The sequence below is a fragment of the Eudoraea adriatica DSM 19308 genome, assembly GCF_000382125.1.
In the GTDB taxonomy this organism is placed as follows: domain Bacteria; phylum Bacteroidota; class Bacteroidia; order Flavobacteriales; family Flavobacteriaceae; genus Eudoraea; species Eudoraea adriatica.
On record NZ_KB907547.1, the window covers coordinates 1 to 13,507 of the forward strand.

Annotated in this window: 6 protein-coding genes and 1 rRNA gene; 2 read left to right on the top strand and 5 right to left on the bottom strand. The window is 40.1% G+C overall.

The window, feature by feature from the left end; all coding sequences use genetic code 11:
- Nucleotides 1-124: ribosomal RNA gene (locus G504_RS0103590) — 16S ribosomal RNA — on the bottom strand; the annotation flags it as partial.
- A 464-nt stretch (nt 125-588) separates the two neighbouring features.
- Nucleotides 589-2,568: a putative porin gene (locus tag G504_RS0103595; RefSeq protein WP_019668772.1), complete on the bottom strand. Its 1,980-nt coding sequence runs from the start codon at nt 2,566-2,568 to the stop codon at nt 589-591.
- A gap of 309 nt (nt 2,569-2,877) precedes the next feature.
- On the opposite strand from G504_RS0103595, the gene G504_RS0103600 reads away from it, so the two are divergent.
- Nucleotides 2,878-7,176, top strand: a complete 4,299-nt coding sequence (locus G504_RS0103600; RefSeq protein WP_040443826.1) for a T9SS type A sorting domain-containing protein — start codon at nt 2,878-2,880, stop codon at nt 7,174-7,176.
- Nucleotides 7,173-7,886, top strand: coding sequence for a hypothetical protein (locus tag G504_RS0103605; protein WP_019668774.1), 714 nt, complete (start codon nt 7,173-7,175; stop codon nt 7,884-7,886). The genes G504_RS0103600 and G504_RS0103605 overlap by 4 nt, the downstream gene beginning before the upstream one ends.
- Nucleotides 7,887-8,314: 428 nt before the next feature.
- On the opposite strand, the gene G504_RS0103610 is transcribed toward G504_RS0103605, so the two are convergent.
- Genes G504_RS0103610 through G504_RS0103620 form a run of 3 tightly spaced genes read right to left on the bottom strand, consistent with a single transcriptional unit; the run spans nt 8,315 to nt 13,439 of the window.
- Complete coding sequence (locus G504_RS0103610; protein ID WP_157473036.1) at nt 8,315-8,836, bottom strand: hypothetical protein; 522 nt, start codon at nt 8,834-8,836, stop codon at nt 8,315-8,317.
- A 16-nt stretch (nt 8,837-8,852) separates the two neighbouring features.
- Nucleotides 8,853-10,271, bottom strand: coding sequence for a SusD/RagB family nutrient-binding outer membrane lipoprotein (locus tag G504_RS19075; RefSeq protein ID WP_083930692.1), 1,419 nt, complete (start codon nt 10,269-10,271; stop codon nt 8,853-8,855).
- Nucleotides 10,272-10,289: 18 nt separating this feature from the next.
- Nucleotides 10,290-13,439 (bottom strand): SusC/RagA family TonB-linked outer membrane protein, encoded by a 3,150-nt coding sequence (locus G504_RS0103620; RefSeq protein ID WP_019668777.1) that lies wholly within the window; start codon nt 13,437-13,439, stop codon nt 10,290-10,292.
- Between the last annotated feature and the right edge of the window lie 68 nt (nt 13,440-13,507).

Below are 13,507 nucleotides of genomic sequence, written 5' to 3' on the forward strand. Positions count from 1 at the left end.
TACGCGTTACGCACCCGTGCGCCACTCGTCATCAAAGTGCAAGCACTTTATGTTACCGTTCGACTTGCATGTGTTAGGCCTGCCGCTAGCGTTCATCCTGAGCCAGGATCAAACTCTTCATCGTTGTATCGTAAAATACGTATTTACGCCTAGATAAACTATGAAAACCCTATCCTAACCCTTGTTTGTATTCTTATTCCAAAATAATTTAATTCTTCCGCCTATCCCATCCCTAATTAAAAAGATGAAATAAACAGAAAAACGCTGTCTGTCAATATGTCAATGAACTTACCTAATCAAAGAAATAAAATTCCAAGATGCTTAAACTGATATACTGCCCAGCTAAGCGGGTGCAAATATAGAGCACTTTTTTTGCTTGCACAACCCTAAATCAAAAAAAAATATCGTTTAAAAATTATTAAATTATAACATGCTGAAAATGAAGCTTTCACCATAAATATTCATTGGTAAAACCCCCGGATATTTAGCTAAAAACAAAGATAGGTGCAAAAGAACCTCAGAACAAAACAGCAGATAAAAGCCAGACCTTCCATTCCAGGCCGTATTAATTTTCGGTTTATATTATAATCAGGAAAAGAAATTCCACACCAAACCAAATCGTATTACAAAATCGCGATACGGGTAATTGGGGGAAGCATAAAAACTATTGCCGGTAAATGACGAATTAAAATGTTCTGCTTTAAGATATATCCTTGCAGTTCTGACTTTTGCGTTTATAAAAAAGTCTAATAATGGAAAGCCCCCCAGTTTCTCCCTGTTCTGTGTATAAAATTCTGCTAAAAGAGGATTATAAGCATCCATATTATAACTGCTAAAATATTTAAAGGTTATTCCTGTTTGTAAAAACATGGCCTTCTTAAAAACATCCTTGGAAAAATACAGCGTATTCCTTGTTACGAAAGCAGGCAGGTTTAAAACTTCATTATCCTGCGTGACGTTCTGATACATTAATGTATTGCTTAACGCCCAGTCTCCAAACTTAAATTCCTTACTGTATTTAACTTTAAGGTAGTTTATGCTATTTGCTTCCTGAACCGGCTTTATAAAAGCATTCTCTAAATTATCCCCGGCCTGTTCATCATTTGCAAGAGAAGTAAAATAAGTATAATTGTCTGTTGTCGTATATTTTGCGCTTATATTTCCCCATACCTGCGATTCCAGGCTAAATTGCAAACTGCTCAGGCGTTCCTTATCAAAGCTTTCAATGTTATACCAATTGTAATTTTCATAATCGGACTGATATAATAAGAAATTAAAATCAGGCAGTCTGGATGAAGAATGTATGCTTGCACTAATTTTATTCTTTTCATTTATTTGGAAACTTGCCGATGCATCCATTATATTTCCTGTTAACTTCCCGGAGATATTGTAGGCTATACCACCTTGAAGCATAAACCCTCCTATTTGTTTTTTATATTTTGCCCCCAAAGCTACTTCTTCCCCCCTTAACTTATTTGGTATAAAGCCTTCGCCTGTAGTAATTGTACTATTAAAAAAATAGTTGTAGCTGTACAAATTAACAGATGCTTTTAAAACACCAAGGGTTCTGTTGGAAAACTCTGCATTGATCTCATTATACATGGTCTTTAAGCTAGCCGCGTCATCAATTGGGCTCACCAAAGCATCTCCAAAGTATTCGTTTTCTGTATCCTGCTGAAATTGATAATTCTTGGTTTCATATGTAAAAACATGTCCAAACCCCAGGTAATTTGATTTGGAGCGAACAGAGTCCGTTTCACTTTTAAGTAATCTGTATTGGTGCTCCAGAAAATATCTTTTACCAATCAGGAAATTCTGGGCATCGGTAAAAAAAACATCTATTCTGGACCTGTCTCTAAAATCCGGGTCGTTAGATTCAAACTGAAGTTCTTTTTTGGAAATCCCTCCGTTTTCCTCTGCTTCCATTTCCTGCGACGTCCAGTGTGCCCTTAATCTGTAACGGCCATTCTCGGTTACATAATTGACCGTAGACCTGAAATTTCCCGATTTAACCTGGCTCCAGCTGTACTTTCCTAATGACCTAAAGCCCTTATAAGCTATTGAGATATTAAATCTTCTGGATGTATTAAAAGTAAGCATTGCATCCAACAGCTGACCCTGCTCGAAAGTAGTTTTAAAAAAAAGGTCCGTCATAGGGGTGGCCACATTGTAATAGGATATATCCTCCACTTCCATATAATTAAAATGTCTGGCTTTGGATCCAAGAGAGGGGTACAGGGTATTGCGCTCCAGGATTAGACCAAGGTGATTGTATGGCTGACCTACATTGGCAAAAGGCATTAATTCAAAATCATCCCTGCGCAAATAGTTATACCTATATTCTTTTTGAATGCTCAGGGTAGTATCCAGATAAGTGGTATCTCTGGAGTGGGAAACAATTTTATAATCCCTGATTGTAATTCCAAGGGAGTCCTTCTTTTTATCCTTTTTATTTTTTTTTGCGCTAAACTTCACAGTATCCTGCGCTTTAGAAGGCACGAGGGAATCATTCTGGGAAAAGAGTGAATGGCTAATAAAAACCAAAAGCAACAAAAGTAAATGTCTCATTGAAAAATTTTGGTTACTGTTTTTGAAATGCCTGATTCTTATACAACCTCTTAAAATTATAATGTAACAACTAATAAATGGATTAATCTGGGCTGGCCAAAAATAAAATTATGCTTCCGTAAAATCATACCTCTGTCAGCAAAGTTAATTTTTTTGTTCCTAACGAAATGTGAAAGTTTTATGTTGCTTAAGCCCTTCAAAAATTCAATAGACAGTAAACCAGAGATTTATCAAATCACAAATAAGTGTGGTTTAGCAGAAAAAATTGAATATTCTTACTTTTTTCAGCATATTTACAAAAAAAATTACATGTTAAGGAAATTGGTGGTTCTCCTCCTGCTGGCAGGAAGCTTTTCATATGGGCAGTTTAATGAAGGTGCGCCATGGATGAAAGATTTAAAAAAATCAAAGTCTTTAAATACTGCAGCTAAAACTGTAAATTCCACGTCAGACAACTATACCATTTATGAAATATCCAAAGCCTTCCATACCTATTGGGAAGGCAAGGATGAAGATAAAAAAGGTAGTGGCTATAAACCCTATATGCGATGGGAAAACTACTGGATGAACTTTGTAGACAGCCAGGGCAATCTGCCTTCCTCTGAACAATTGTGGGCCGCGTACAAGGCGAAAGAGGCAAATACTATTGGTTTGGCTATTAATCCGGTGAGCAACTGGTCGTCCATTGGCCCTTTCACGCATGGAACAAATTCAGGAAGCCTCCCGGGGCAGGGAAGGATAAATGCCGTTGCCGTAGACCCCAATGATGCCGATGTATGGTATGTAGGCGCTCCTGCCGGAGGGTTATGGAAAACTACAGACGCAGGTGGTAGCTGGACTAACCTGTTTGATAATTTTCTTCAAATAGGGGTTTCAGGGATAGCCATTGATGCCAACAATTCCAATATTGTTTACATTTCTACAGGCGATGACGATGCAGCAGATTCCTACAGTATTGGCGTTTTTAAATCAACCGATGGAGGTATAACCTGGCAGGAAACCGGGCTCAACACATCTACAGACCCCAATATTAATCTATTGACGAATGAAATTGTAATAGACCCCACGAATTCCGATATAATTTGGGTAGGTTCAAATCGCGGGCTCTGGAAATCAACAGATGCCGGGGCCACCTTTGAAGTAAAACGACCTGGTAATATTGCAGATTTTAAACTGAAACCCGGAGATCCCAATACAGTATATGCCGTTTCAGTCTCCTCATACTACAGATCCACAGATGGTGAAAATTTTACCAGAATTGATGCTGGCTTACCTGATGATTCAGGCAGGTTGGTACTTGGCGTTAGCCCTGCAGATCCGGACGTTGTATATATCTTAAGCGCAAATACCCAGAGCAGCAATTTTAGTTACCAGGGATTATACAGATCAGATGATAGTGGCCTAACATTTACTAAAACTGCAAATACTACAGATATCCTTGAGTCTAACCAGGCGTGGTTTGATCTTGCCATTGAAGTATCTCCAACAAATGCCGACGAAGTATATGCAGGTTGCTTGAATATCTGGAAGAGCACAGACGGCGGGGATAGTTTTGACCAGTTAAATCAATGGTTCAGAAACACTGCTGCGTATACCCATGCCGATATTCATACCCTAAAATTCTTCAACAACAAATTGTATTGCGGCAGCGATGGGGGCATTTATGTATCTGAAGACGGTGGGATATCTTTCGAGGATTATACTATAAATGGGATTGCTGTGGGACAGTTTTATCGTATCTCAGTAGCAAAAGACGACTCTGCCAAAATGGTGGGCGGATTACAGGATAATTCTGGTTTTGTCAGAAATAATGATGTCTGGAATGTATATACCGGTGGCGATGGAATGGATTACGAGGTAGACCCCAGCAATAATAATATTGTGTATGGTTTTGTCCAATTTGGAACTACTTTGTTTGTCTCCACAAACTCAGGGCAGACCGTGGGCATAGTCGATTCTCCTGCAGGCAGGGGAAATTGGATAACTCCCCTGGCATTGAGTAGCGAAGGAGACGTATATGCCGGATATGATGCCGTTTACAGATTAAATGGGAATTCCTGGGACAGGCTCTCCGATGATCTTGGAAATACGCCAATAGACGATTTGGAGGTAGACCCTAACAATCCGCTGGTTTTATATGCTGCCGAAGGAAACACGGTCTTCAGAAGTGCTGACGGTGGCACAACCTTTACGGAATTCCATATATTTGAATCTGGCATTTCAGATATTGCAATCAACACTACAGACGGGTCTTTTATTTATGTAACCACCTCCAATAGAGTTGGGTTCGCACAAAACCAACAACAAGATTTAAGAGGTGTTTTTAAAGTACCAGTAGAAGTAAACGGGTCTGCCGGGACAGTAGTAGACATCACGCTAAATCTGCCAACAGACCAGGCATACTTTGCCATAGCACATCAGGGCAGGAATGTAGACAATCCTATTTATGTTGCAACCAGCCTGGGGGTCTATAGATTGGATGACACCTTAACCGAATGGGAAGATTATTTCACAGGCTTACCCAGCGTTGCCGTAAGTGATCTGGATATAAATCTGGTTGATGGAATATTAACCGCTTCCACCTATGGAAGGGGTGTATGGCAGTCCCCTATCCCCCTCAAAATTCCCGATGATGACATTGAGCTTATATCCGTTACCCCTATTCCCGGTACGGTTCTATGCGGGGAATTTGCACCTGAAATAGTAGTCAAAAATAAAGGTATTAACAACATTACTTCAATTGATATGGTTTACAGCCTAAATGATGGTGGAGACCAAACTTTTCAGTGGACAGGCAGTTTGGCCAGCGATGCTGAAACCACCATAACATTGCCCTCACAAAACTTAAATATCCTTGGTTCGGTTACCTTAAATGCAGAAGTTACCATTGAAAATGATGCGTTTGCAGATAACAATACTATTAAAAGCACTTTTTACATCAATCCGTTTGGTCTGGGGGGCTTGGTAAACACCTTCGAAACACCGGAAGACGCACTCCTGACTTTTAACGACAGAACAGATGAAATCCTTTGGGAAAGAGGAGTTCCAACCGGCACAAAACTGGGTGCAGCAGCATCAGGAACGCAAGTATACGGAACCACGCTTAGCGGCAATCACCCGGACAATACAAAAGGGTTTTTAGTCAGCAATTGCTATGAGCTTTCAAACATAGTAGCCCCGGTACTTAGATTTAAAATGGCGTACGATCTTGAGCTTAATTTTGACATTGTTTATGTTGAATATTCTACAGATTCCGGGGTTAACTGGAGTGTATTGGGGAACATCAACAGTGAACCCAATTGGTACAATAGCGATAGAACTAATGATTCTTCAGGGACTGATGACGATTGTCAGAATTGTCCCGGTGCACAATGGACCGGGGAAATTCCTGATGGGCAGATAGGCGAATTTCAGGAATATGCCTATGATTTTGTGGCCAATGCGGCTCTGGGCGAGACTGATTTGACAGCTGAAAGTAATGTTATTTTCCGCCTTGTATTCCAGTCTGACCCCGCAGTTACAAGAGAAGGAGTAATAATAGATGATTTTGTAGTGGATGGTTTCCAGGATGACGAAGATGATGACAACGATGGCATTTTGGATGTCGATGATAACTGCTCCTTGATATCCAATTCTAACCAACTCGACACCGATGGAGATGGTGAAGGGGATGTTTGTGACACTGATGATGACGGGGATGGAATTTTGGACAGTAATGATAATTGTCCGCTTATAGCCAATGCTGATCAGGCAGATATAGACAACGATGGTATTGGGGATGTCTGTGATGATGACAATGACAATGATGGGGTCCCGGATGCTATAGATGCCTGTCCGAATACGCAGGCAGACGCCGTTGTAGATGTTACCGGTTGTGCTGTATTTTCTTTACCCGGTTCAAATTTCAGGGTATTGACAATTGGGGAATCCTGCATTTCAAGCAATAACGGAAGTGTAGCGATTGAGGCAGAAACTATCTTAAATTATACGGCCACTCTTACCGGCTCTGGAATAGACACTTCCAATAATTTCTCTGATGCTACAGTCTTTGAAAATCTGTCTGCTGGCAGTTATACGGTTTGCCTGACTGTGGAAGGACAAGCCGGTTATGAAAACTGTTTCGATATCACCATATCCGAACCGGAACCGCTTTCCGTTTCTTCAAAAATTAGTTCCCTTAACAATGAGGTGGTTCTAAATTTCAGCGGTGGCAAAAACTATTTTATTACGCTTAATGGCAGTAGGTATGAGACTTCCGAAAATTCTATTACCCTTCCTCTTTCGGGTGTTGAGAATAAATTATCGGTAACAACAGATAAGGATTGCCAGGGCGTCTATGAAGAAACCATTGTCTTAACAACCGAGCTGTTTATTTATCCAAATCCGGTGTCAGGTGGGAATATAAATGTCTATTTGGGCAATTCCCGCGGGACAAAGCAGGTAGAATTGGCCTTATTTACCATTGATGGCCTTAAAGTGTTCAGCAAGTCTTTTAACGTAATTGATAATGAAGTAAGCTTTAATGTAGATGCGTTAGCCAAAGGCATTTATTTACTCAATGTAAAAACAGAAAATACATTATTGAATTATAAGATCATAAGAAAATGAAAATAACAAGCAGAGTTTTTTCAGTACTAACATTAATTCTACTGGCTGCATGTGGTGGCAATTCATCCGGCGAAGATACCCCGCCACCTTTGGTTGTAGCCGCACCTTCGGCAACCACTTTGGTTTTTCCGGAGGATAATACTGAATGTAATGAGGGGGTAATTTCCGAAACTGATGAAACGAAAAGCGCCGTTACCTTTCAGTGGAATGCTTCGGAAAACACAGATACCTACGAGGTTAACCTAAGAAATATAAATACTAATACTACTACAAAAACCAATTCTTCCTCTGAAGATGCCACCATAACAATAGACAGGGGCACGCCCTACGAATGGTTTGTGATTTCAAAGGCAAATGGAACGAATGAAACTGCTTCAAGTGCAAAGGCAAAATTTTACAATCAGGGACCGGGAATCGAGAACTACGCACCATTTCCAGCGGAAGCCGTTAACCCGGCAAGAGGATCTACTATCCCTTCTGCTACCACGGTAAATTTACAATGGACCACCAGTGATATTGATGATGATATCGTTGGATACGCTGTTTTCTTTGGTACAGAGACTGACCCAACAACAGAAATAGGATCCACGGAAGAAAGCAATCTAGATGCTGCTATAGCTTCCGGAGAAACTTATTACTGGCGAGTTGTAACTACAGATAGTCAAAATAATACGTCCACCTCTGAAATTTTTGAATTTGGAGTAGAATAACTTCTGGTCAAAATTAGTAAGGTAAAGGTTAGAATTCCGGGCAATCTAAACTGCCGCGGTTATTTGAGCCTTAACCTCAATAGATCTCAATCGCAATTGCTCCGTGCGGCATTTAAACTGCAATGCATACATGTCTACCATCTGATATATATTAATATTACCAATATGTATTTAACAGCTGGGTTAAGATGACTTCTTTTATGATCCTAAGGATTAGCTTCAATAAATAATATTCTGACAGCAGACTTAATGCTAAAGGAGTAAAACACTATTCATAACCGTTATTCACAAAAGCTTAGCGGGTGTTTACCAGATACCAGCTCAAATCTTAAATGTATTTGATAAAAAATACGTTTATATGGAAGGAATAAAAAAGGGTCGCCATTTGCATGGCGACCCTCATAATTCATTAAATTAATTACGAATATCTAGTCAATATCCAGGATATTAACCGTGGTAGATCTCAATAAATCTGTACCACCACGACCTACTTCCAAAGCTCCCTCGGCATTGGAAGCTGTATCTAGTGTAACTATTAATGTCTTATCTCCATCGGCAACATCATCAGGCAAAAGTTCCACAATGATGTCCTCGTTAATAGGTCTTCCGTCAACAGCAGGTTCTGTTGGCAAATTGATTTCCAAAGTTCCGCCTGCACTTGTTGCCCCATCTACAATGAAGTCCGTCCCAAAGACAGCCGTACCACTGAAAGAGTAGGTTACAGTTACCGTAGATAAAGTTCCCGTAGGCACCTCAACGTTTAACTCTAAAGTACCTTCATCTTCCGTTACATCAACTGGACCTGGATTTACATTTGTACCGGGTGAATCAAAAGCCACATATCCGGGCAATTCTTCAACCGAAAGTCCTCGGTCATCAAGCTCATATTCTTCGGTACATCCAGTTAAAACAAGTACCAACGCGGATGCTATATATACTATTTTTTTCATCTTTTTTACGTTTTTATTAGTTTTCAAACCACATTGGTGTTTCCGTAGGCAAATTAGCCGGTGTATTTGGATTACTGGTAACTTCATCCGGAGGATAGTTAAATCTTCTCAATGTAGTACCGATTGTAGATGCAGGTGGTGCATCTAACACGGGGATCTGATTTCTTCTTACATGCGTCCATGCCATTACCGGCTGCAAGAATGCAGAAAGATATTGTTGATTGTAAACATCCTCAATAGTAGGAGCTGCTAGACTACTAACGTAGCCAGTAATATCAGCTTCTGAAAGAGTTGCCAATACGCCCGGTATATCCTGTCCCCACCATCTGAGTGAGTTTGTGACACCTGCTCTGTAATTTGCATCTGCAGATCCTGCAGCGGCAAATCCTTCAAGAGCTAATTCCGCCTTATAAAGATCAATTTCTGATGGCAACATTAACATATCAGGCAGATCAAATCTAATGATATTGTTGCTTAATACAGAAGTAGAATTATCCGGAAAGAATGCAAGTTCTGGTGCAGGCAAGTCATTTCTTGCTACCCAAAGGTCGTATCGCGGATCACCGGAATCTCTTAAAAGATTATCAATTGGTGGTCCGGGTCCAAATACATTCTGACTTTCATTGTCCGGCCCGAAGAATGCTGTAATAATGGTCTTCATTGCATTTTGAGCTCCCGGTGCGCCGGTATATATCAAATATGCCGCTTCATCATTACTAGACATTAAGGGCTGTGCTAAAGTAGCGTTGATCTGAGAATCTACACTGGCTCCTCCATTACGCAACAACATTAAAGCACGCAATTTCAAGGAATTTGCCAAAATTCTCCATTTATCCATATCACCTCCATAGAACTGATCGGCAGTTGTTTGTATCGCAAACTCACCATCAAGCTGTCTACTATCTATTAGAGCTATGGCCTCATCATACAAGCCAACCACAGCGTTAAGCACGTCTTCCTGCTTGTCAAAATTCGGTGCAGGAAAATCCTGTCCGTTAAGTGCTTCAGAATAAGGAACGTCTTCCCAAATACTGGTAAGCTCAAAATAAATATGAGCACTAAGAATAGTCGCTATTGCATTAACGTTGTTACTGGTAGGACCAGCCGCCGTAGCGTCAGCTTTAACCAAAGAAAGGTTACCCAATATCTGATTATACATCATGCCCCATGTATTTCCGGTAAGGAAAATACTGGTGCTTCCGTTTTTAGGACTGTTGAATGTGTTTGATATATATTGTGATACATCGCATATCCTTGTTCCCAGTTCTGTTACTTTTCTTGAAGAATACTGAACAAAAACAAAGGGTAGCACAGCATTTGGATCAGCACTAGTGGCTACCAAAGGATCTGTATTTATATCTAATTTGTCATCACAGGATGAAAACGTACCCGATATAAACACAAAACATAGTAGTATTAATTTTAGTTTTTTCATGTCTTATATTTTTTTTTATTAGAATGTCAACCTTATGTTAAACCCTACACTTCTTGTAGATGGAACACTGGATCTTTCGATTCCAAAACCATCCGCGCCAGAACCAAACAATGTGGCTTCTGGGTCTATGTGAGGAACTTTTGAATAAAGAAGGGCAAGGTTTCTTCCCTCAAGTCCAAGTGTCAGGCTTTTAATAAAACTATCTCCAAGTAATTTAGAAGAAAAGGTATATGATATACCAACTTCCCTTAATTTAACATAAGTTGCATCGTAGATATACGGTTCAGCAACACTGTTATCATTTAAGGAAGTCCAAAAATCCTGGGCATTCAACAAAGGAACATCGTTATCCCTCCTGTCAAAAGTGCCGTCACCATTATCTGTTACGATGATACCTTCTGTGTCAATAAAAGTTCCTTCCCTGTTTTGCAGGGTTTCTGTAACCAAACCACCGGTCTGTAAAGACTCAACAGTTGAGGATTTCATAACACCACCCCATCTTACATCTACGGTAGCGTTTAAACTAAAGCCTTTATAACTAAAGTTATTTATCCAGCCACCTGTCCAGTCCGGAAGCACTGAACCTAAAGTTGTAGCTTCTCCGGCTTGTCTTCTACCAGTGTTAGGGTCTATTATTGGTCTGCCTGTTTCTTCATCCTTCAGGTGAGGAATCGCAAACAATTGGAATTCTTCTCCGGGAACCGCAACAACCTGAACACTATTAAAGCCAGAAGCAATAACAACACGTTCAAGCCCGTCAGTCAACGAAACAACTTCCGAATCTACCTTAGAATAGTTGATTGCAGTATTCCATGCAAAATCTCCATTTTTACTTTGAACAGCAAGGGCATCAAGAGATATTTCAAATCCCTTCTGATCTACCCTACCTACATTTGTTGTTCTGAAAGCAAAACCCGTAGATTCCGGAATTGGAATATTCAGGATTTGGTTCTCATTTTTATTATTAAAGTAAGCCGCATCCAGATTTAACCTTCCGTTAAAGAATTTAAGATCCAATCCAAATTCATAAGAAGTTTGTTCCTCCGGAACCAAGTTACTTGGAGGAATTGTGTTTGATGCAGAATAAGCCAAAGCCCCGTTAAATGGAAAATTGTTATTCAGACTATACTGTCCTGTTGCCGTTGTTACGGGATTAAAGTTAAAGTTCAGTTGATATGCCGCAGTGTCATTACCTACCTTGGCCCAACTTGCTCTCAGTTTACCAAAGCTCAGGATATCGTTTGAGATACCAAAGGCATCCGTAAATACAAATGCTAAACTGGCAGACGGGTAAAAATAAGAGTTGTTATCCTCAGGCAAGGTAGAAGAATAATCATTTCTTGCTGTTAAGGTTAAGGTTGCCCAATTTTTATATCCGAGTTCTGCAGAACCATAGATACCAAACAACGACCTTTTGGTGAAATCTCTCTCAGGAATCGCCTGTGCTGCATTTGCAGGGCTAAACAATTCTGGTATTAAAAGGTCAACACCTCGTATACGTTGTCTTTGGAATGTCCTTTCATTATACTGAAAACCACCAAACACTGTTAAATCCCAATCGTCTGAAAATTGGTTGGCGTAAGTAAAAATTAAATCAGTAGTAAGTTCGTTTCTTCTTATTTCGTCCGAATCAAAGTCACCAAAAAGACGTTGTATGGTTCCTTTTCGGTTTGTAAGTAAACGTCTGTCATCCTGAAGGTCAATACCTGCCCTTCCCAAAATGCTAAAATTCCTTAATGGTTTCCAGGTAATTTGTGCATTACCAAATACACGATCATCATCTCTGTCATTTTTGTTCTCGTTTCTTAACCATAGTGGGTTATTGGATAATACTCCCTGGTTGTCAACAAGTTGGTTAATTTGATTGCCGGACTCATCTATCCATGGAGAAAACAGATTCTGATCAAGCGTGCTGCTAAAAGAATTCCCTAAATCAATAATGTTAGGATCATTTGCTCCTGTAGCCCCGGTACCTCTCGTCTTAGTAGTGGTATACTGAACTGAAAATCTGGATTCTAATTTTTCACTGTGTCTTACACCTGCATTCAAACCAACGGTAATCCTGTCTAAACTAGAGCCTGGCAATACCCCATTTTGGTTTAAAGAAGTAACACTTAGCCTGTAATCCATTTTTTCATCGGCATCACCTATGGCAAAATTGTTTATCCGTGTTACCCCGGTATCAAAAAAGTCATTGATTCCATTATCCTTAACTGCTCTTAGCTGTCCCGGTGCATTTGTAACCGGTGCATTAGGAACTGTCTGACCTTCTATTCTGGGTCCCCAGTCAAATCCAACGCTACCAGAATCATATTGACCATTGGTACCCATTGCATATTCCTGCTGATAGTCCGGAATACGGAACAAATTGTCAAACCTCGTTGAGGAATTAAAAGATACCGTAGCTCCACCATCTCCGCCTCTACCTTTTTTGGTAGTTACGATGATTGCACCTGCAGCAGCACGAGAACCATAAAGAGCTGTAGCGGCTGCACCTTTTAATACGTTGATATCTTCAACATCATCCGGGTTGATAACTGCAGCGCCATTGGAAAAATCCCTATTACCGGTAATTCTGCTTCCTGTAACTGTCTGCGAATTGTTAATTAAAACACCATCTACAACCCAAAGCGGATTGTTTGCCCCACTCAGGGAAGATACACCACGAATGATAATCTTAGATGACCCACCCAGGTTACCCCCGGTATTGGTGATCTGTACACCCGTAACTTTTCCCTGTAAAGAGTTTACAATGTTTGTTTCCCTGGCTTTTACCAGTTCCTCCCCTTTTACGACATCTGTGCCATATCCCAGGGTTCTGGTACTCTTTTGAATACCAAGGGCAGTAACAACCACTTCTTCCAATGCCTGAGCATCTTCTTCCATTTGGATATTGATGGTAGTGGCTGCGCCAACTGTTCTGTTTACGGTCTTTTGTCCTATATAACTATAGCGAAGAACATCTCCTTCATTCGCCTGAATAGAATAATTACCGTCAAAATCTGTTTGTGTTCCTGTAGTTGTAGTCACAACTACAATAGATACTCCCGGGAGCGGTAAACCGTTTTGGTCTGTCACATTACCCGAAATCGTTTTCTCCTGTCCATAAGAGAAAGTGATGAATAGCACCAAAAGAGGTGTTAACATCCAGGTTAACTTTGATCTCATTTAAATAGAATTTTTGAATTAGTCAGAGCAAAAATCCTAATTATTTGTTAACTATACAAGTAATATGT